13 protein-coding genes and 1 pseudogene are annotated in these 22,472 nt (G+C 36.6%); 13 read left to right on the top strand and 1 reads right to left on the bottom strand.

Going from position 1 to position 22,472, the window contains the following annotated elements:
• The first annotated feature begins 293 nt into the window (after positions 1–293).
• The 6 genes from CVD19_RS20985 (at position 294) to CVD19_RS21010 (ending at position 13,721) form a co-directional block, all read left to right on the top strand.
• Positions 294–2,018: a competence protein CoiA family protein gene (locus CVD19_RS20985; protein WP_101585137.1), complete on the top strand. Its 1,725-nt coding sequence runs from the start codon at positions 294–296 to the stop codon at positions 2,016–2,018.
• A complete protein-coding gene (locus tag CVD19_RS20990; RefSeq protein WP_101585138.1) occupies positions 2,015–3,931 on the top strand; it encodes a hypothetical protein in 1,917 nt (638 codons plus the stop codon). The genes CVD19_RS20985 and CVD19_RS20990 overlap by 4 nt, the downstream gene beginning before the upstream one ends.
• Positions 3,912–5,021: a hypothetical protein gene (locus CVD19_RS20995; RefSeq protein ID WP_101585139.1), complete on the top strand. Its 1,110-nt coding sequence runs from the start codon at positions 3,912–3,914 to the stop codon at positions 5,019–5,021. Before CVD19_RS20990 ends, CVD19_RS20995 begins: the two co-directional genes overlap by 20 nt.
• A gap of 16 nt (positions 5,022–5,037) precedes the next feature.
• A complete protein-coding gene (locus CVD19_RS21000) occupies positions 5,038–10,551 on the top strand; it encodes a DEAD/DEAH box helicase (protein WP_101585140.1) in 5,514 nt (1,837 codons plus the stop codon).
• A gap of 284 nt (positions 10,552–10,835) precedes the next feature.
• The gene (locus CVD19_RS21005) at positions 10,836–12,836 is read left to right on the top strand and encodes a Druantia anti-phage system protein DruA (protein ID WP_180953732.1); all 2,001 of its coding nucleotides are present in this window, start codon (positions 10,836–10,838) and stop codon (positions 12,834–12,836) included.
• A gap of 204 nt (positions 12,837–13,040) precedes the next feature.
• Entirely contained in the window at positions 13,041–13,721 is a 681-nt protein-coding gene (locus CVD19_RS21010) for a DNA/RNA nuclease SfsA (protein ID WP_180953733.1), read from the top strand.
• A gap of 495 nt (positions 13,722–14,216) precedes the next feature.
• Here CVD19_RS21010 and CVD19_RS21015 read toward each other — a convergent pair whose 3' ends face one another.
• A complete protein-coding gene (locus CVD19_RS21015; protein ID WP_101585143.1) occupies positions 14,217–14,429 on the bottom strand; it encodes a helix-turn-helix domain-containing protein in 213 nt (70 codons plus the stop codon).
• Between the two features lie 538 nt (positions 14,430–14,967).
• On the opposite strand from CVD19_RS21015, the gene CVD19_RS21020 reads away from it, so the two are divergent.
• From CVD19_RS21020 to CVD19_RS25625, 7 genes and pseudogenes are all read left to right on the top strand, one after another.
• Complete coding sequence (locus CVD19_RS21020; RefSeq protein WP_101585144.1) at positions 14,968–15,438, top strand: Mom family adenine methylcarbamoylation protein; 471 nt, start codon at positions 14,968–14,970, stop codon at positions 15,436–15,438.
• Positions 15,439–15,628: 190 nt separating this feature from the next.
• On the top strand, positions 15,629–15,817 hold the full coding sequence (locus tag CVD19_RS25965; RefSeq protein WP_374702914.1) for a hypothetical protein: 189 nt from the start codon (positions 15,629–15,631) through the stop codon (positions 15,815–15,817).
• 681 nt (positions 15,818–16,498) lie between these two features.
• On the top strand, positions 16,499–16,828 hold the full coding sequence (locus tag CVD19_RS21030) for a hypothetical protein (RefSeq protein ID WP_101585145.1): 330 nt from the start codon (positions 16,499–16,501) through the stop codon (positions 16,826–16,828).
• 511 nt (positions 16,829–17,339) lie between these two features.
• A pseudogene (locus CVD19_RS21035) lies at positions 17,340–18,790 on the top strand (IS1182 family transposase).
• Positions 18,791–19,007: 217 nt separating this feature from the next.
• Positions 19,008–19,340: a nucleoside triphosphate pyrophosphohydrolase gene (locus CVD19_RS21040; protein WP_101585146.1), complete on the top strand. Its 333-nt coding sequence runs from the start codon at positions 19,008–19,010 to the stop codon at positions 19,338–19,340.
• Positions 19,327–21,738: a DEAD/DEAH box helicase family protein gene (locus tag CVD19_RS21045; RefSeq protein ID WP_101585147.1), complete on the top strand. Its 2,412-nt coding sequence runs from the start codon at positions 19,327–19,329 to the stop codon at positions 21,736–21,738. The genes CVD19_RS21040 and CVD19_RS21045 overlap by 14 nt, the downstream gene beginning before the upstream one ends.
• 399 nt (positions 21,739–22,137) lie before the next feature.
• Positions 22,138–22,299, top strand: coding sequence for a hypothetical protein (locus tag CVD19_RS25625; RefSeq protein ID WP_257985228.1), 162 nt, complete (start codon positions 22,138–22,140; stop codon positions 22,297–22,299).
• The last annotated feature ends 173 nt before the right edge of the window (positions 22,300–22,472 follow it).

The following is a 22,472-nucleotide window of genomic DNA, read 5'->3' on the forward strand; positions in this document are numbered from 1 at the left end:
TTTAAAAACTCCGTCGATAATCCGCCTTTCATCGGTTTTGCCTACAGGTAGGAACACCCCTCTGATATTATTTATAAAAATATATCAAACTATTATTACAAAAAATCAAACCTCTGGGATTTAATAAAGGTCTTTATAAATCAAATTTTCTATTTAGAAGGCTTCTACAAACTACTGTCTCATTTTGTAGAAAAATATAATATATTATATTTAATTGTTAATTATATGTTAAATTATAGTTATAAAGTAGGGTGTAAGAATCTATAAGCTATTAATTAGGCGGGGATGTTTCAATGGAATATGCGATTCATTCAGTAAATGATATCAAAGTCTCAGCCTCTGACCCATCTATAACAAGAGGGCCTTATTTTATATGTCCAATTTGTAGAGCACCGGTTCATCTTAGAAGGGGTAGAGGGAAGGTCCCGCATTTTGCTCACAATTATAAGCAAGCAAAAGTAGATTGTGAGCTATATTTTTCAATAGATGCTGCGGAGTTCTACCAAAAGAATAACAGTGAGCGTGAAGCGCCATACCGCTCATTAGGTTTATATTTAAGAGTATTAGATGAGAATAAACCTTCAATGAGTTGGTCATTGGAAATTAGTATTCCTGAACCTGATGTAAGCATTGGAACAATCCGATTACCCTTTGCATTAGGTGGACAAAGGACTATTCCTATATCAACCATAAAAAGTGGGGGACAACGAGTACGTATCCCACCAGGGCCGGGCCCTTTTTATTTAGTATGTGATAATGTCCCAGAAGGGAGATGGAAAAATAGAATTAACCTACCCATACCAGGTCTTAGTACGAAAGATTTAAATGTATTTAGATATTCACCATTTAGCGGTAGACGATTAAATGATAATAGTCCATTTTATTGGGGAAGATCCTATGTATTACTATGGACTATAAGCTCCAAACCCAAATCAATCCCATCTCAGGAAATAATTCAGAATGTGCCATTGAGGGGTTATACCTCTTGGGACGGAATTTTCATTCAACTACCAATAATTCACAATAAACAGGTGGAAAAATGGTTAACAGGTATAACAGGGCGCTCTATTCTACATCCTCCTGCGGAGCTTGAATTAATAACTCCGATGGCCGAAAATAGACTTTCGGATGGTAGCTATGTAATCCAGGATGGGGGAGAAGTTAACATTGGGATAATTGGAGAGCCAGGAGCAAGAAAGTGGAATAAAATAAGCTGCTACAACTCCAACACAGGAGTAACTAAAACAAGCCAACGCGAAGGTAGTGTTCCAGCTTTAATTCAACTTCAGCTTAATCCTGGACGAAATGACATTTGGCTTGATAATGACATAGAAGGAAATAAGTCAATTATTGTTGATCCTAATGTTTCTTATACCACGAACATACCAGGAATTAGTCTATTTGCAATGGATAACAAAACCTTGCAGGAATTTGAGGTATTATTAACCAATGAAGAGGCTGCAAAGTTAATAAAAAAGGCCTATGAAGGGACAGTTACCTTTACAAAGGTTAATATACCTTCGTATTTAAATATTAAAATTAAATGGAAAGATAGTAAGAATGAAGAGCAGGAGCTCAATAGGTTAGCTCAGGATGAGCATAACAGTGCTTTTGAATTTGAAGAAAAAATGCTTAATGTATTAAACAGTCTTGATAAACAAAAACAGAGTTATTTTTCAATAGATGCCGGAGTATTCGGTAACTTAAAGTTTGAGCCAGAACTAAATTTAAATATGTATAAAAGACCAGATAAAGGGCTGAATTTAGGTCAGAAATGGAGAGATAGAGCAAACCACATTTTAAACTTATCACGAGCTCTAAAAAATGAGGAATATACTTTTATTCATAAGAAAGTCGAGCTATCTTTATTTTGTGAAAGAGATCAGAAGCTATTAACAAAGATTATTTCTCAAGGAACATGGCCATTAATACTTGCTCCTCATTGCTGGACTCTCCTTAAGGAAGCGGAACAAATAATTAGTTTATATAGTAACAGGTATGGGGTGAACTATAAATGACTATTAAATACAGTTTAAATGCAAGAGAAAGAGTTAAAAAAGCCGAATACAAGAATTTTATAGAGCTTACTCAAGGTATTGATAAAAGTAAATTAGAAGAAATTGTAAGACCGTTACCAAGGGTAAAGGGATTCAGATCAGGAAAGGATACGGAGATTCGTCTTAAACTGTATTTTGGGCGCTCCTCTTCCTGGGACGAGAAGGATTGGAGTTTATTACAAAATATTTGGCTAGCATACACAGAAGACCACACTGCCTTTAAAACTATCTTAGACTTAAATAATAACGAGACGTTAGTTAATATTGTTCATGAATTACTCAGTTCTTCAGAAAAGCGCCAAGAAATAATCGAGAAGATCATTAGTAGCATACACACAGAAAACATCACACAAAAAAGCCTAAAGAATTGGTTATTGTTTAGTCCATTACCGCAAGATGATGCGGTAGAAAAGCTTTTAGCATTCGTTCCGAAGGAAAGTCCGGTTGAATTAAAGGGAAAAATAAGCTCATTAGAGAGTCAAATAAACTTAATTAAAAAGGAAACAGTGCAAGTAAATCAGTTACAAGCAACAAATAAGATTTTAACAAAAATAAATTCAGAATTAATTGAAAATTCTAAGGAATTCAACACAACCAAGAAGGAACTAGAACAAGCAGTTTCAAAAATTAATGTTCTTGAGAAAGTTAAGAAAGAGGTTATGAAGGATCTAGAAGGTCAAAGTGAAAGTCTGCAACTCTTATTCTCTAGTTATAGGGAAATAAGTTATGAAACTAAGAACTTGCGGAATGAGCTTAACTTAATAAAAAAGAGTATAAATGAAATAGATTCCAAACAGGAAACACAACAAATTACCCTAGATCAAATAAATACTGTATATCAAGAGATGATCAATAATATACAGGTGCTGATGCAGGATATTGAAGAAATGAAAAATATGAATATTTCCCACACACTCAATCCCAGCAAACCTTCAAAGAAGCATATTAGTACTGAAGTAAAGGTTAATATCCGAAATCATCCAGAAGATGCTGAGGTATTAAAATTACATTCTATTAATGAGGCTGTTGCACATCTGGAAAAAAACCTAAACCTTTTAGGGATAAAACTGCCTCATGCTAGACGTTTATCAAGGGAAATATTAGCAGCACTAGCATCAGGTCAATTGGTGTCTTTTCAAGGCTCTTTAGCATCCTTAGTTGCGGAAAGATGTGCCTCTTGCCTAACAGGAGGCATATATAAAATATTAAAAATACCATTTGGTTGTATCGATTCTTCCATTGAAGTGATTATAGAAAGAATAATAAAGGAATTTGAGGAAAAGAATTCTCCTACAGCTGTAATTCTTGAAGGTATTAATCGTTCAGCCTTTGATGTTTATGGCTTTAATATTGTTCAGTTTATTATTGATAGAGTAATTCAGACTCGGCCTATCTCAAAGTCCTTATTAATATTTAGTACCGTTTTAGAAGGACCTTCAATGCTACCTGTTGGTTCTAATCTCCTCGAAATAGGACCATTACTTAACATTGATTCAATTAAGTGGTTGGATAAGCCTTCGGCTACTGGTCCTATTGGTTTGATAGATAAAGAGTTATTTAGTTATGTCCCTACTACAGTGATTGATTACAATTGGGGTGAATCAATAATACCAAATTGGCTACATACATTAGGTGGACCTCTTTGGCGTAGATCCGTAATTACTGCGGACTCATATGGAAGAGAATTAGTCTCTTCACTTGAAACTCCATTCGAATTTTCCATTTTTGGCTGGATTATTCCAATGATCGTACATCTTGATAGCAATAAACTAGTGGATTTTATTCGTTATTTAGAACACGATGATCGTTTGAGGTATATTCTAATAAAGAATTCGCAAGAGGTGGTAGATAGATTTGAACTGGAAGTTTATTGATAATCAGGATGATCGAATTAAGCTTCTTATATCAGCTTTAAAACTTCCTACCTTTCCGAATGAACTAATGGATCAGGAGGCCATTATTTCAGAATTCCTAAGGGACAGTATTCACAAGCTAACCTATATTGAGCAGGAAGAGATTAACTGGAAAAACAATAGCTCAGTACATACAAGAAAAATTATATATTTATTACGTCAGCAGCTTGAAGCAGTTTGGCCAGCTAAGAAATCTTGGCAACTTTCAAAGGTTAATAAGGACGATACACATCTATTTAGTAATCCATTAGATTCACAATTCATTAAGCGAAGGCTATGGAATTTAGAGCTACTTGGAGAAATTCTTCATATTGGGAATGGTTTTTGGGTTCCTACACCTATTCGTTTAATTCAATTACCTGATAAAGAAGATATTGCATTAATAGGGGGATGTTCTACAAAATACGCCCTTAATATTTCTAGTTTTGTCTCTCAAGCTGGTCTTGGAAGGTTAATTAATAAGGATAGTATTTCTAAGGGGGCTTTACAAAATAAAAATTTATGGCAACCCTATTCACAGTGGGTTGGTTGGATGCCTAAAGACTTATCCAATTGGACTGAGGCTCTGTTAAAGCAGGCACAAGAGAAGGGTGCAAGTACCATATACACCTATGACGATTTTGAGATATTTACGTCCTTTAATTCAAATCATAATTTCAAATCTGCTTGGGCAAGAGCAATTGACATAAGTGGTGCCGTACCTAATAGAACAGTACTTTTGTGTAGAACAAGTGATAAAAGGAGTTCGTATTTTCTTGGTGTATTTTATGGTGGGCAAATTACTAAGGAGTTTCCTATTAAAGATAAAGATATAATTTCATGGTTAAGAATAGGTTTAAGAAGATTACATGGAAGAAGTCTAAATGGGTATTGGTATGGAAGTAAATTAAAAGTATATCCTCCGCTACCTACTTCGCTTGATAAAATCATATTATTGTATTCCTATAAAATTAAGACAGATAAAGAAACAGCTTATTATGTACTTGATAACTATAGGGTGAGGGTGGAGGAGAATTTAAAGAATTTCGGGTATGTTTTTATAAACAGGTAAGAGGAGGAGCTTTTCTATGATAGAAAATCAAGCATATGGTGTATTTACCTTAGCAGAGGCATTACATCAAACACTTAAATCGTACCTAGAATCTGCATATCATATTCGTGATAAAAGCTTAATTGCAGAAAGACTAAAGTTGCTAGGGAATGTTGGTAACATTGTACAAGAGCCATATGTTGAGTCTACGCCGAGCTATGAAATTGGTAGGTCTTTCAGTGAACTTGATATACCTTATCCTGCAAAGAACGCTCTTAATGAGATATCGAAGCTACAGGTTGGGGTTTACCCAAGGACATATAAACACCAAGCTGAGGCACTTGAGGTATTCCTGGGAGAAAAAAATGACATTATTGTTGCAACCGGAACGGGTTCAGGTAAGACAGAAAGCTTTTTAATGCCAATTCTTGGTCAATTGGCTCAGGAAGGAGTAGAGAAGCCTGAAACAGCCTCAATGCCTGGGTGTCGTGCAATTCTCTTATATCCAATGAATGCACTGGTTAACGATCAATTGGGCAGAATTAGAAAGTTATTTGGGGATGAACGGGTTGCGAATATTTTAAAGAAAGGAAGGGATAGACCAGTTCGCTTCGGATCCTATACATCTCGAACACCGTATCCAGGAAATGCTTCATCAAATAAAAATATGACTCACATAAAGCCTATATTTGAAGAATTTTATTTAAAATACGCAAATGATCTTCAATCTGTGCAGGAGTTAAAGGATAAAGGTAAATGGCCTAGTAAGGATTTGGTTGGATTCTATGCAAAGGAAAAAGAGGTTGAAAATGCCTATAAGAGTGGCAAAAGAAAAGGGAAAAAATTTACTCAATACAACTGGCAGGATAGACTAAAGACACAGCCAAATGATAGAGAATTGTTGACCAGACAAGAAATCCAGGCAGAATGCCCAGATATACTTATAACAAACTACTCAATGTTAGAATATATGCTTATTCGACCGATTGAACGCACCATTTTCCAGCAAACAAGAGAATGGTTAGAATCAAACCCTAATAACCAGCTTATTCTTGTGTTAGATGAGGCACACATGTATAGAGGGACAGGTGGAGCAGAGGTTGCTTTGTTAATTAGGCGTTTAACTGCTAGACTAGGCATTAAAAGAGAACAGCTTCGTTGTATACTAACAAGTGCAAGCTTAGGTGAAGGTCAAGATGCTGAAAATGCAGTAATAAGCTTTGCACGTGAGCTTACCGGACTATCTGAAAACTCGCCATTAAAGTTGAAATTAATCAAAGGAGTTAAGGAGTCTAGGGTAGGTGAAAGAGCTGGAACATTAGAAGAGGCAATCGCTCTTTCTAAACTAAATCTTGGAGATTTCCAAAGGGCAGGAGTCGACCTAGATACAGCTAGGGATGCAGTTACTGAAATTGCTTCATCTCTTGGATGGGAACAACCTAGCATTAATTTAGCTGATTACCTGTATGAAAGGCTTACAAACTGGGGACCTGCTGAAATGCTGGTTCAAAGTGTAAGTGGTATGGCTATGAAGCTAAATGAGCTGTCATCTAAATTATTCCCTGAGGTTAATAAGCAATTAGCCAGATCTGCAACAGAGTCGTTAATTGCAATAGGCTCATATGCGCAGAGGGAATCAGATAGTAAAATTTTCTTGCCTACTCGTTTACACCTATTTTATCGGGGTCTTCCTGGTCTTTATGCTTGTACTAACCCTGAATGTTCAGAGAGGTTAGATAAAGAATTAGAAACACCTCCAATCTTAGGGAGGTTATATACGGTTCCTTTACTACATTGTAACTGTGATTCCAAGGCTCGAGTGTTTGAGCTATTGACACATAGGGACTGTGGAACGGCGTTTATTCGGGGATATACACGAGGCGATGAAGGAAACTTTTTGCTTCATGAGCCTACTAATTTAATTGGTGTTGATGATCATGAAGAAGAAAGATTGTTTGAAATAGAACTACTGGTTGGTCAAGAACCACATGAGAATGCCCTAAAGGATTGCATTGAGTGTTGGCTGGATGTAACAACAGGGCAAATGTATGAAAGAAGGCCAAGTAATGAGGATGGCTTTATAAGAGTATTTAAGCCTGTTGGACAGGTTGCTCACAAAAAGTTTAAGTCTTGTCCTATCTGTTTAAATAAATGGAGAGGTCCTAGTAAAATTATGGACCTACGGACAAAAGGTGAGGCTCCTTTTGCAAATCTAGTTAAATCCCAGCTATTTCTTCAACCGGCAAATAAATCTGAAACACTAGATACACCAAACGGTGGAAGAAAAGTATTGCTTTTTTCAGATGGACGGCAGAAGGCTGCTCGTCTTGCACGTGATATTCCAAGGGAGGTTGAGTGGGATTCATTTAGGCAAGCCTTGGTATTAGCTTCCTGTCGATTAAAGGAATTAAAGGGAAAAGATCCCGTAATTACTTCTATTTTATATCGATCATTTATTTCAGTAGTATCACAATACAACTTACAGTTTTTTGATGGAGAAGACAGGATTGCTTTGTTGAGTGCGGTTGATGAGCTTAGGGAGGATTATAATAATTCTCTTGACGATGCACTTGATAATGATTGGGAGGTTAAACCAACACCGAGCTATTATCGTGCATTATTACGTCAGTTATGTAATAAGCAATTTTCGATAAAGGCATCTACTTTAGGCTATGTAAGGCCTAGTAACATAAAGAATATTCAAAAGGATATTGAAAAAATTAATAATTCGATTAATGAAGAAGATATTAATGCAATTACATTTGCATTCATTGAAAACTTGTTGAGTTCTTATGCTTTTGAAACAACCCAGGTTATTTCGGAATCGGTAAGACGTGAGGCTGCCGGTTATAATACTGATGATTGGAGAGGTACGGGAAAGCTTACCGAGGAAATACGAGGATTATTAGCACAAACCTATAGTCTTTACAATACAGAAATAGACCAAATAGAAAATATGTTAAGGAACAGATTATGTCATAGGATCGATCAATCCTTTGTCATAAAAAGTAGTGCTGTTGCTTTAGCAATTGATACAGAGCAAAGATGGTTTAACTGTCAAAAGTGCACTAATTTATCACCTGTGCATTTCTCTAACCAATGTATTAATTGTGGAAGTAGTCAAATTGAGGAAATAGATCCTAACAATAATGAATATATTCGTTCTAGAAAGGGATTTCTCAGAGATTCGGTTGTTCAAACATTGGCGGGGAATACCAGACCGAAGCATATTTCTGCTGAAGAGCACACTGCTCAGCTTTCTAACAAGGATAAGGGTATAGTATTTGCTACAACAGAGAAATTTGAGCTTCGTTTCCAGGATGCAACTATTGACGATAAGAAACAGGGGCCAATTGATGTACTGAGTTGTACCACTACTATGGAGGTAGGGATTGACATTGGATCCTTGGTTGCGGTTGGATTAAGGAACGTTCCTCCCCAAAGGGAAAACTATCAGCAAAGAGCTGGTCGTGCTGGTCGTAGAGGGTCATCAGTATCAACGGTTATAACGTATGCACAAGGGGGACCGCATGATAGCCATTATTTTCATAATCCTATGGAAATCGTAGCCGGTGCACCACGCATGCCCCTAATAAAAACAGATAATGCTAAGATTGCAAAAAGACATATACATTCATTTTTGCTACAGACCTTCTTTCATGAAATGATTGATAATGGCCATTTTACTAATTTCTCAAATAACTTATTTTCGGTATTAGGACCTGCTAGTGAATTTTTTAGTGATAGTAGGAACGCGCCACTTAATCTAACGAATTTTCAGGCTTGGATTTATGAAAATGTTTTAAATAACGAGAGTGGCTTAATGACTCAAATTGTCGAGTGGCTTCCTGATGGGGTTTGTATTGATAAAGAAAAATGGATTGCTCAGGTTTCGAGAGATTTATTGAAAAGTCTCCAAAAAATTGCAGATGAAGGACTTTATCCAAAAGCATACTTGAACGAATCACAGGACGAGGGTGAAGATGAGGAGATTATTCCAATTGAATCAAGGGCTGGTAGAGATGAACTACTTGGTTTTTTATTTGATCAGGGAATTCTTCCGAGCTATGCATTTCCTACAAATTTGTGCAGCTTTGTTATTGAAAGGGCAGAAAATAAAAACGGGGGTATTAAAGTAGTTGTAAGCGAGAGACCACAGCAGGCCATTGACATGGCATTAAGTGAGTATGCACCAGGTAGGCAGATTGTGGTAAATAAAATAACTTATAAATCCGGTGGTATTACTGCGAATTCATCATTAGTGACGGATGTAGATAGGGCTGAACCACTTTTTAGCGAAAATTTAGCTCCATATGTCACCTGTCGCCGGTGTACTTATGTGCAGGATAGACAGATAGACCAAGTGGAGCTAGACAAATGTCCTATTTGTGGCGGAGGTCTAGACAAGGGAGATATGCTTATTCCTGAGGTCTTTCATCCAGATGCAGGTAAGGAGATAACAACTGAGGATAATAGCCAGGAGCTTACTTATGCAACATCAGCTCAATTCCCAGTGCCATTATCAGAGGATGATCTTAAAAATTGGGTAGATTTAGGGGAAAATCTCTCTTTCACTCATGCACGTGATAGACGACTTGTAATGGTTAATAAAGGTAATGAAGAAAATAACCAAGGCTTTTCTGTTTGTGTTAAATGCGGTTCCGCTTCTGTATATAATCCAGAAAAACCAAGAAATGGGTCACATAAGCGGCCTTACATTATAGAAAAAAGAAAAGGGGTAAACATTCCTTACAACTGTGATGGGGAATTTAGAAAGGTTTACTTAGGGTATGAGTTTAGATCAGATTTACTTTTGCTTAGATTTGAAATTAAAGAACCATTAGTTAGAAAGTCAGGTTCAAACACTTCATTAGCAGTTCTTAACGATTCTCTAAGAACAATATCAGAAGCAATCTTATTGGCAGCTAGTCAGGAACTTGATATTGATCCGGCTGAATTCCAATCGGGGTATAGGCTTGTTGGAAGCGACTCAGATGAGTACTCCTTACGCGCAGATATTTATTTGTTTGACACATTATCTGGTGGAGCTGGCTATGCAGAGCAAGCTGGGGAGAGCTTAAATACAGTACTGAAAAGGACATTTAGACTTTTAAGTGAATGTCCTGCTAACTGTGATCGTTCCTGTACTGAGTGTCTACGTCATTATAAAAACCAATACTTTCACTCACAGCTAGACAGAAGGCTTGGGGTTAACATGCTAGAGTACATTCTAACTGGGAAAATTCCTGAATTCGAAGAAATTATGGAACAGGCACTTAAACTTAAGCCGTTAATTCGATTACTTCAGTTAGAGGGCTATGAATGTGAGGAAAAAGGGAGTATTGGTGGTATAACCTACCCGTTTGTAATAAAAGGGAGACATAACAAGCTGCCTTTAGTTATTTCCCCATCATTAATTGATGATTTAGATGCAAGGAACCTTTATCCATTGGTTAAAGAGGGATTAGTGGAGCCGTATATTGTTAACGATTATTTGATGATGCACAATCTTCCTCTTATTTATAATAAAGTAAAGGATTTTTTAAATTGAAAGTATTATATGTCTGGTAGCATCTAGAAATTCTATGGCGCATGAAATACAATCATTAGCTATTGTTTTTAAAATGGCGTTTGGGGCTTTCCGTAAGGAAAGCTCCTTTTTCATGAAGTTGTATAAATATTGACTCGTACATAGCAGAGACAACGGTAACATAATACTCTCAAAGTATAAGATATTATCGCCTTTATTAATAATAATGGTATAATAATTTTTTGAGTCAGGATAACAACATAGTGTTAAGTCCCCAGATGAAATATTTCAAAGGGCGGCATATTATGATAGGAGCAGATGTTTTTATGAACAAATATATTTTACAACCGAATTTGCCAACTGGGGCAGCAGCAATAATTAATATTATTTATGACGCACTTAATAAAAAAGAAAGTATTATTAAATTAGAAAGTATTATTAATAAAGCAATATTATCAGTCGATTTCAATACCCTATTAATATATGAACAATTGACAGTGAAGCTCTTTTTCGAAATATTAATGGACTTCACTAGGCAAGGCTGGGAATTTTCGTACAAAGATAACAATCTAATTGCATATCCTCCTGATGAATTAAGTCTAAAGAGTAAAAACGTTACCGATATTAAAAATAAAATAAAAAGGGGGTTAGAGGAAGCAAGAAATAAGCAGCTAAATAAACCGGCGATAAAAAGGTTTATTTTTAATCAGGAAAGGCCAAGAATGTTTAAAGGAAGGAAAGTAAGCATTTTAAATCACTTTTTAAACCCAATTGATCTATATAATGATTTAATTAATAGACTTAATTCACCGGAAGAGTTGAGGCATGAATTGATTGCAGAATCAATTAAACCTTATATCCAATTGGTAAAACCAAATGAGCGTGATCAGTTTACAAATATTAAGCTAGGGAATATTTGGAGATATGCAAGATACAGTTGGTCTCTTCCCCTTAATAGTATGGTTGGAAGGCAACTGCGATATTTAATTAGAGATGCTTCGAGGGATTTCCACCCAATTATTGGGTTAGGTGAACTTGCTAATAGTATAGCTCAGATAAGTTGTAGAGATGAGGAAATTGGATGGTCTCTAAAAGCAATGGAAGAATCACCTAATAAAGAAGATCAATTCAATTCTTTAGAACAGGCATTAAATAATACTCTAGAAACCGAATACTACTACGAAGATTTACTGGATGTTAATGAGATAGAAAAACCAACTGATGAAACTTTAAGAAAATTAAAATGTGTGATTGATGGTCTCAAGCCAATAGTAGAAAAGAATAAACCCTATAAAAACACCAGTTCTATTATTAATGACACACTTAGAGAGGATTATACATTAAAGAGAGCTCAAGACCTAAGTGAATTACTTCACTGTAGGATTTGGTTCCAACTTTCTAAGAAAAATCATGAATCAGCCCTAAACCGATTTCACTGGCTGTTAACAAGTAAGGATGGAAAAAAGGCATTAAAAAACGCTATCAAAAATGTTAAAAAGATTTACATGGGTGCAACAATGATGGATATTTCTACTTGTGGTGCATTACCTCCATATAGTGACCTTCTAGGTGGTAAATTAGTTTCATTATTAATGGCAAGTCCAAAAGTTATCAATGATTATAATGAGAGATATAAAACTGCAGAAAGCCATATTGCTAGTAGAAAAAAGGGAGAAAAGGTGATCAAACCAGCAACCCTAACACTACTAGTGACAAGCAGCCTTTATTATACAGGTAGTAGTCAATATAACCGAATAAAATATAGTACTGAGAAGGGTACAATAAAATACTCGTGTGTTGGTAAAACAAGAGGTTTCGGTTCAGTTCATATTTCTGATGAGTCCTATAAATTAATGCACGAATTACTTGTGGAGCATCCCGATCTAAAACCTGAAGCTAATAACTTCTCTGCTGGTGTTAATTATAAAATGAGAACAATATCAAATTCACTGGGTTTTTTAGGTTTAAGGAAATTACAGCAGCATGAAAACCCAAGGCTGGTATACTTAATTCCCTTAGCTGTAAATTGGAAAGAATACCTAACAGGCGTAGATAAGTCCCCAAAATACATATTTGACCTTGATAAACAAGAAGAGGAGATAGATGGAATAATAAATTTTTGGAAAAAGAGATGGTATATTGATAGAATCAATAAGAGAGAAATTCTTAATAGCTTAAGGTATAAAGAAGGTATAAAAATAAGTAACTTTATTAATTCAACAGGTGATGATGATCTTGATCCTACGCCTTCAAATACTAACTTAAATCATCTTCCACAGTTAGAATCGTTTGGCGCGAAAATATGACAGACCATCACCCAATTTCGGAAGACTTAGGCAAGATAACATTTATTCTGGCACAGAGGACTTGAGAAAGTTTTGTCGATAATCTTCAACCGATGCAAGGCTTTTACTTTTTCATGTGAATATAATCAAGATATTGTTAGCAAATTATGATATTTTTAGTCCCCATGCAAATGCTGGGGGCTATTTCACTAAGGAGAGACAGTGGTGCCATTTATAATTGAGACAACACCAGGAGTTTTCGTATCAGAAAGTAAAAACAGATTTCTTTGTTATATAGAAATAAATGGTGAGATTACTGAGTGCTATGTACCTAGTTCCTCTCGTATAGAAAACTATTTAAATCTAGGTGGATGTGAGGTATTAGTAACGGAAAACAATAATAAAAAAAGCCGAACAAAGTACTCACTATTTGCAGTTAATTATCGGGATAGGTACATCATCTTAAATTTAAATAAGGTAAATACTATACTAGAAAGTTTAATAATAAACGGAGAGCTTTATCCCGAAACAAATTATCAGGTATCTAAAGAGAAGATAAAAGATGGATACAAATCTGATCTTTTTTTAGAAGGAGAAGACCATAGCATATTAGTTGAAGCAAAAGGAGTCATCTCTAAAGATAAGATAGTAAGGTTCCCACAAGTTAGTTCCGCGAGATCCATTGTACAGTTAAAAGCATTAAAGGAACTATTAGATCAAGGAAAAATAGTACATTACTATCTTGTCGCTCTAAGTCCAATAATAAATAAAATAGAAATAGACAATAAATCAGATTATTATTACCATTTACAAAGATGTATAAGTAAGGGATTGTTTTTAAGGGGCGTAAGTATTACATTTGATGGGAAAACGGTAAACTACAGCCACGAAATAGTATTAAACTAATGGATATCAATTACTCAACTAGATATACATTAACAATTATTCCGACTCCGACTTAAGAATTAGTAATTGAGGAATTGAAGAAGCGACTAATAGTCACCAGACGCAGTGGGGTGTACCATGTAATTAAGGATGTTGAAAGAGATGTATAATGACACTCTAAATAGATAAATCTTAAGTGATATAGAATTACTTTGTACTTTTTTCTTCTTGCATAGTGTATCGTGGGGAAAAAAATCGCTGTATAATGATTAGTTAATTTAGGTGGAAATATTAACACCAATTCTTTGCAAATTAGTGCTTTTTTGCGATTTATGAAACATTATTTCCACTTCTACGGTTTGTAAACAATTCTTAAGGTCATTGCCATGTAGAACAGCAATTAGATTAGAAAGATTGACGTGCCAAAAACATATTGTAAAACTGTATGATTTTCATCCATTTTATTAAACAAAGTAAGATTGTTGTCATAGTGGGTGATGGTTCTGGCTTACCACCCTATTCGTCTATATTCACTAACTCCAAAACATCTTGAATATTAACATTAAGGATTTCACAGATCACAGCTAAATTATCCAAAGGGATTCGCTTTGTTTGATTTTTGCACATTTCATTTATTGTTGGGTGTCTTATTCCTGTCATTCGGGCAAACTCTCTCCGTGATATTCCCCTTTCTTCGAGAATTGAATTTAACTTAATAATTATTTTCAAAATAACGCCTCCATATTGACACGTTAAACGTTACATAATAAAATTTAATTGATGTTACGTTTAACGTATCAGTAAACATCTCTGCGTAATTATATTACCACATTAATAATTAATCTCATAGAACGCGTCTTATTTATGTTAATTATCAACAAGAAAATCCGGTCATTATCCAACTTCTCTTTTATAGTTGACACGGAGAAGCCGGCAGAATTTATTCCATTCGACCTTGAGTTCCTATAGGAGCATAGCCAGTCTCTACCTTATAACTAGACCGAACGAAGGAATGTAGGCACAAAGATGCCAAGAGACATGGGAGGGTACGTCATCATAAGCAACACAGAGATCTATGGTACATCGAATAAAGATCAATTTCACTACCACCAGATTTAACCAGTAGTACAACGTAGCGCACTCACCAACTGTCGCAAATTAACATATATGTAAAATTAGGTTAGTTTACGTGTCGAAAAATATTTTTTTGACACCCCAGCAACGGCTCAAACCGTTGATAAATCAATATTTATAGGGGGAGGAAAAAATGAGGTTTCCACAAAAAGTCGAAGTTTGCAATAGTACGGAGTTAGATAATTGGATTAAAGAAAGGCACTACCTAAATTCCGTTCCGGGTGGTGCAAGACTCAGGTTGTGGGTTCTAGATAATGAGGGAGAGAGAATAGGTGCAATGATGTGGGGAAGACCCAGTGCTAGACCTTTAAATCAAGAAAAATTACTTGAACTTACAAGAATGGTAATGACTGATGAAACAGCAAAATTCGCGGAAAGTAGGGCATTAAAATTAGCCAGAAGTTATATTAGAAAACATTTCAAAGAAGTAAAGGGTCTTATTGCTTATTCTAGCACAGGTCAAAACCATGAGGGGATTATCTATAAGGCAGATAATTGGTTTGAACTGGGTAGAACAAAATCAAGAAATGTAGGCTGGAACAATAGAGAGGGAAGAAAAATGAGGGATTCTTCTATAAAAATAAGATGGGTTAGGTCGCCATAGAAAAAATTTGAATCAATCTCTATGTACATATAGTAATAAGCAGTGTCTTTGATAGTTGTATCTATATAGATTGAACTTAAGTGTTTCTTAGAATTCAGACGGATTTTTGTATGTCACCCGTCGAAATAGAGACTTATACTACATGGGCGGTGAGATGTGTTGAAATCCAAAATTGATGAATTACAAGAGGTTGAAAAATAGACTTAAAAGCGAAAAAACCCATCGCATGGATGAACGCTACCAGGCGATTCGTCTGCACCCGATGGGGAAATCCGACCAGGAACTCGCCGCCATTCTCCAGCGGACCAGCAAAACAATCGGAAACTATATCCATTCCTATCTTCCCAGAGGTAAAAAAATACGAGAACGGCGAAATTGATCACATTTTGTTTGAAGGTGACACATGATCCGGGATTACCAGGCGCTGTAATATACATGGTTGGAGAAAGGAAAGCAAAGAATTATTAAAACGGCCGGCAAACATCTTGGCGTAAAACTGTTGGCCACTATAGATTACGTCACTGGAGAAATCGTATGGCAGGAAGAAGAGCAATATACAGTGATACTAATTCCTATCTTTCCTTAAAAAAGTGACAGCAGCCTACCCAACCGGAAACATTGTAATGATTCTAGACAACGCCAGGATCCATCATGCAAATTGCTTGAACCCTTCCTCGAAGAATTGGGTGGAAGATTGAAATTTATGTTTAGGCCTCCATACAGCCGCCCAGCTAATGTTGTGAAGGACTTTGGAAATGGCTGAAATCCGATATTATTAACAATGTTTTCTACCACATCTTAAATGAAATTCGTAAAAACGTCCATGCCTTTATGGAGAATATAGATCCTATAACAGTTATTGACCGACTGTGTGTACGGATGGAGTCAAATGTAATACAGGAAAATCTTTAGTTCAACTTATATAGATAACACTCAATCACCAGAGTTAGTCGAGAATATAAGGCCGACCACAGACCAAAATGCTGATCTTATCGCACAGGGAACGCGTGCACCGAATGTCAAAAGGCGTAATAGTATAAATTTCTTACACGATGATGATGTGGGAACAGCAACCGCTGTACACGAAAAGATATTCTCAATTGATATTGAACAGAATAGAGTAGTTATTCAATTAAAAAAGAATAATAAACAGACTTATGTTTACTTCGAAGAGTCTTTTTTTGTAAATGCTGCTCGTAATGTTATCGGTATGTTCAAAATAGTGGAGAAAGCTCGTAAAAACGGTGAAGAATTATCACTTGCTTCTGTAGGAAACGTGGAGAAAAGAGAAGGAGAAATCTGCTTGGTTATCAATCCACAAAGACAAATAAGAATTAATGAAATGCCTATTGAAACGTTCGTTTTTAATTATAATAATCCTGGTTTCTAACAAAGGTGTTTATAATTTTCGCCTATTACCTGTGAATAAAAAGAAAAAGCAGTGTGTTGCCGCTTGCGGGATTCGCTGCTTATATTTTGTTTATTCTGCTTTTTCCTATGGCGTGCACATCAATTGGACAAGCTCCACGATAATAGTGATGTGATACATGTTTTTAAGAGGTTATAAAGATAGAATGTTTACAAAAGGTTTTTCAAAAAATAGGGTACTGGAGTGTTCCGAACCCTTTTTTAACCTAGCATTAAGTACATGCGGCAGAACTCGTTTACCAAGTGGTTTAGTTCGAGAAGATTCAACTTTACTTAACTGTACCTCTAGTGCTACAGCAGGTACAAAAATACTGGGAAGACATGATATAATAGTAGAAATACCCTTGTGTTTCAATGAGGGCACTGAAAAAGTCTCTTAAAAACATTTGAAGGCAGAACTCTCAAAATATGGAGAGCTTCTGCCTTTTTTTGTACTATAATTAAGCTATCAATTTTCCAGGCGGGTGGGCAGGATGATTCAAAATCAGCAATCAATGGCATTTAATCCATATATGGACCTTTATAATTTAATCGTTCCCAAGGACAACTTATTGCGACGGATTAATGATTTGGTTGACTTTTCCTTTGTGTATGATGAACTTAAAAATAAATATTGCCTTGATAACTGCCGAAACGCTATTGATCCGATTCGCATGTTCAAGTATTTATTGTTGAAATCCATTTATGACCTATCTGATGTAGATGTGGTCGAACGCTCTACATATGACATGTCCTTTAAATTTTTCCTTGGCATGGCTCCGGAGGACGCAGTGATTGACCCGATTTCTCTAATCAAGTTCCGAAAACTCCGCTTAAAGGATATAAACCTTCTGGATATGCTTATAATAAAACCGTGGAAATTGCGATTGGAAAGGAAGTAATCAAAAGCAAATCCGTTATTGTCGATGCCACGCATACGAAAGCACGATATAACCAGAAGACGCCAATGGAGATCCTGGCGGACCGTTCTAAAAAAATGCGAAAAGCTGTCTATAAGATTGATGAAACGATGAAAGTAAAGTTTCCTGCTAAATCGACTACCGATGTCTTTAAGGATGAGATTGTAAACTGCCAAAAACTCATTTAAGCGATTGAAAAGGAAGAAAGCCTGGCACAGTATCCCAGGTGAAGGAACAACTGAACCTTCTCAAGGAGACAATAGCTGACGATATCGAACACTTACAGAGCTCAAAGGATCAAGACGCTAAAGTCGGCCATTAGACTGCCGATTCGTCTTTTTTTGGCTACAAGACTCATATGGCGATGAGCGAAAAACGATTTATCACGGCCGCAATGATTACGACTGGTGAAAAAAATGATGGAAAACAATTACAGACATTGATTGAAAAAAAGCATTGGAGCCGGAATGGAAATCGAAACGGTCATCGGTGACGTAGCCTATTCCGAGAAAGATAATATCCAATTCAGTAATGAAAATGAAATCTACCTGGTGGCTCAATTGAATCCATTGATCACGCAGGGGGGATGGAAAAAGGAATACGAATTTGAATTTAATAAGGATGCCGGTATGTATGTTTGTAAAGCGGGAAATATGGCAATCCGAAAAGTCCGCACCGGAAAAAAAGGTGTAAGTAAAAATCAGAAGAATACGTATTACTTTGATATTGAACGGTGCAAGAGATGCCCCTTCAGGGAAGGCTGTTATAAAGAAGGAGCCAAAAGCAAAACCTATTCAGTTTCCATTAAATCCAACGAACACTCTGAACAGGCAAAATTCCAGGAAACGGAGTACTTTAAGGAGAGGTCGAAACAACGCTACAAGATTGAGGCAAAGAATAGCGAACTAAAGCACAGACACGGGTATGATGTTGCCTCATCCTCGGGTCTAATTGGCATGGAGTTACAAGGGGCAATGGCAATCTTCACTGTTAACCTAAAGAGGATAGTAAAACTCTTGGATTAAATAAACGTAAACCAGAGCACAAATTAAGAAAAAACCGACTCTCCCTTCCAAAAAACAGGGAATAAAAGTCGGTTTTTCTTTGTGGATAAGTTTGAAAATCCAATCAGCGTAAGTTTTTCAGCGGCCTATGTTTCAATAAGGGTATTTTTAATAATATAATAAAAGATAATAGTCATTTATTTTAAATAACTAAAAAAAGAATTTAGGAGATAGGAAAATGCCCATATACAACAAACTAGTACGTGACCGGATACCTGAAGTGATTGAGAACACCGGAAAAACGTTTTCTACCAGAATATTAAGCAATAGTGAATACATAACTGAACTCAACAAAAAAGCTTTTGAGGAGCTTGAGGAGTTTGTCAGTACTGAAACAGTAGAGGATGCAGTTGAAGAACTTGCCGACCTGCTGGAAATTATCCATGCGTTTGCAGAATATCATGGAGTTTCTATTGAGCAAGTAGAGGAAGTGCGGAAAACCAAGGCTGAAAAGCGGGGAGGTTTCAAGGAGAAGATCTTTCTGATAGAGGTTGAAGATGAGCAAGATTGAGTTTCTTACACATGGATTGGGACAGCAATTACTGAAACGAATGGAGTCAGCCACGTCGATTTGCATTTTAACATCGTTTGTCATGAAATCTGGGGTTGAATTTTTTAAGGATGGACTTAAGAAGGCTGCCGATAGGGGTGCGGATATAAAAATATGCACTGGGGATTATTTGTATGTGACCCAGCCGGAGGCTCTTGGACAATTGTTGGAGATTGATGATCAGGTTCAGGTGAGGATTTGGAAATGCAACGGGGTTTCCTTTCATCCGAAGGCCTATTTGTTTCAGTCGGATGAACAGGAATGCCTGTTTATTGGATCCTCCAATCTTTCAAGATCCGCATTAAATAAGGGAGTAGAATGGAACTTGGCGGTCAGTGATGAAAAGAGAATCTATGATCAAGCAATATCGGAATTTCTTAAACTATTCTTTTCCGACCAAACAGTGCCTTTGAACTATGAGACACTCAAGGTGTATCGACTTGATTATGAGAGAATCCATCTGGGCAATCCAAATCTGGCAAAAACGTGGTCAGAGACAGAAGAACTTGAGTTAATGTTACCTTCGGATGAGATTTCTGGTGTGGCTGAAATTGTACTTGAGCAACAGACCGACTATGGTAATATTGTTCCGCGTTTTGCGCAAATCGAGGCACTTGAGGAATTAAACAAAACGGTTGAAGAGGATTATAAAAAAGCGCTCGTCGTGATGGCCACTGGATTGGGAAAAACCTATCTTGCAGGATTTTTCGCACAGAGATTTAAAAGAATTCTATTCATCGCCCACCGCGAAGAAATCCTTTACCAGGCCCGTAATTCTTTTAAAAAAATTATGCCTGAAAGAAAGTACGGGATCTATAATGGGAGAGTTAAGGAGGACGAGGCGGATGCTATCTTTGCATCTATCTATACTCTAAGCATCAAAACACACTTGGAACGGTTCGAACGTGATGAGTTTGACCTTATTGTTATTGATGAATTTCACCACGCCGCCGCCACCACTTACCAGAGGGTGCTAAACTATTTCCGGCCGGACTTTTTGCTTGGAATCACAGCCACTCCTGACAGGAACGACAACAAGGATGTTTACGCAATTTGTGACGGGAATGTTGCTTTCAGGCTTGATTTTCTCGAGGCAATTGAACGGCAATGGTTATCTCCGTTTAAATACTATGGGATTTATGATGAAACTGATTACAGCCAGATCAGATGGCTTGGAACAAGATACGATGAAGAGGAACTGCTGCTGGCACAGCTGAGTGAGGATATGGCTGCCAAAATCCTCCATGCCTGGAAAGATAATAAACAGACACGGACAATTGGGTTCTGTTCTTCCATCAGGCAGGCTATATTTTTATCAAACTTTTTTAACCGTCACGGCTACAAAACTGTTAGTCTGCATTCCCAACAAGTAGGAGTAAGCAGAAGCAAAGTGATCAATCAGCTTGAAAAAGGAGAATTGGATGTGATTTTCACAGTGGACCTCTTCAATGAGGGTGTTGATATCCCCCCTGTGGATACGCTCCTGTTTGTCCGCCCAACTGAATCACTTACGGTGTTTACCCAGCAAATTGGCCGTGGGCTTCGGTTGTATCCTGGGAAGGAATTTTGCACGATCATTGATCTGATAGGTAACTACCGGAATGCAGATATCAAACTGGGTCTGTTTGATACACTGAGGGATGAATCCAAAACAAGAAATATTCAACCGAGAGTGCCGGAACTATGCGAAATGAATTTGGATGTTAAAGTCATTGATTTACTGCATGAGATTGCCAGGAAGAAACATCCTCGCAGGGACAAGCTGCTGAATGATTATTTAATTCTTCAGCAGGATTTAGGAAGAAGGCCCACCTACATGGAACTCCATTTAAAAGGATGGTCGGAATCAATTCAGTACCGCCAGGAGTTTAAGTCATATGCTGGTTTCTTGAATTGGGCAGGGGAATTGGATGATAGGGAAAAAGAAGTGTATGAACGTTACCACAATTGGCTCGAAGAAGTTGAAAAGACCGGAATGTCCAAAAGCTATAAAATGGTAGTGCTTCTTGCAATGTTAAACAAGGGAATTTCCGACTGGAATAAGCCAATTACTCCAACTGAAGCTGCTCCATTTTTCCACCAATACCTGACTGGAAAAGAATACCGAAAGAGGATTGACTTCTCAGATAAGTCCTCGCGAAAGTTATGGGAGTATAAAGAAGAAGCAGTAAGCAAGCTGATTGCAAAAATGCCGATGACAATGTGGGATCGTGGTCCGAATGGACTTACCAGTTTTGCAGAGGGCGTTTTTAAGATAAATTTTGATATCTTGCCAGAGGATGAGGAAATCCTCTATAACTGGACGAGAGAAGTTTGTGAATACAGGCTACATTACCATTTTGAGAGGAAGGCAATGTAATACATTACCTACTTTAAATTATTTAGCCTTTACAAAAATGTAACACAATAGATACTCTGGCATCCCTTTTATGTTGTTTCTAGTGGGCGTTCAATAGATCATTTTCAAGAAAGAAGTGGCAGATAAAATGAAAACTAAAGAATATTTCTTTAATTTATTTAAGACACAGAGAGCAAGAGCCTTTGCAATGCTTATTGATGATTATATCTATAATGCCCAAGTCCGTATAGGGATGAGGTAGAGGACTATCATGAAAGCTTTCATGGAGGAAAAAGGACCGATTGCATAGGGTATATCAGCAAAAAAGGTTCATACAAATTTGTTTCACTGACTGCTTCAAGAAAAGTATGCCTGGTTTTACATTTAGGAAAGAAGTTACATACCCAAAAAGCAGTTGAAATGCAAAAAGAACTGGACGAACTACTTGGGTATAAATATACAGATACCGATAACACTAGGTTAACTCCAGGGGAGATTTATGTAAGATTAGAAAAAGTAAAATCTTTAGGGCAAATTATTCCTTATGTAGATCAGGCTTATTATTTACGACTAGAAAAGTGAGTTTTAAAGCTAATATGTAGTAGGAAAAGGAAGAACCTGTTGTTCTTCTTTTCCTAAGCCAAATAATGTAAAAATAACTGGAAAGCATAATCAATATAGTTGTACGATTCGGGAGTATAAATAATTTTGTGTAATTAGTTTTTGGAGCTAAATTATATATAAAGGCTTTACAT

Source organism: Bacillus sp. T33-2 (genome assembly GCF_002860205.1).
In the GTDB taxonomy this organism is placed as follows: Bacteria; Bacillota; Bacilli; order Bacillales; family Cytobacillaceae; genus T33-2.

What these genes read in the sequence shown, in the direction of transcription:
- CVD19_RS21040 (WP_101585146.1), top strand. Translation starts at nt 19,008, where the DNA reads ATGCCCATATACAACAAACTAGTACGTGACCGGATACCTGAAGTGATT.
- CVD19_RS21000 (WP_101585140.1), top strand. Translation starts at nt 5,038, where the DNA reads ATGATAGAAAATCAAGCATATGGTGTATTTACCTTAGCAGAGGCATTA.
- CVD19_RS21045 (WP_101585147.1), top strand. Translation starts at nt 19,327, where the DNA reads ATGAGCAAGATTGAGTTTCTTACACATGGATTGGGACAGCAATTACTG.
- CVD19_RS25625 (WP_257985228.1), top strand. Translation starts at nt 22,138, where the DNA reads ATGCAAAAAGAACTGGACGAACTACTTGGGTATAAATATACAGATACC.
- CVD19_RS21020 (WP_101585144.1), top strand. Translation starts at nt 14,968, where the DNA reads ATGAGGTTTCCACAAAAAGTCGAAGTTTGCAATAGTACGGAGTTAGAT.
- CVD19_RS20990 (WP_101585138.1), top strand. Translation starts at nt 2,015, where the DNA reads ATGACTATTAAATACAGTTTAAATGCAAGAGAAAGAGTTAAAAAAGCC.
- CVD19_RS21005 (WP_180953732.1), top strand. Translation starts at nt 10,836, where the DNA reads ATGATAGGAGCAGATGTTTTTATGAACAAATATATTTTACAACCGAAT.
- CVD19_RS20985 (WP_101585137.1), top strand. Translation starts at nt 294, where the DNA reads ATGGAATATGCGATTCATTCAGTAAATGATATCAAAGTCTCAGCCTCT.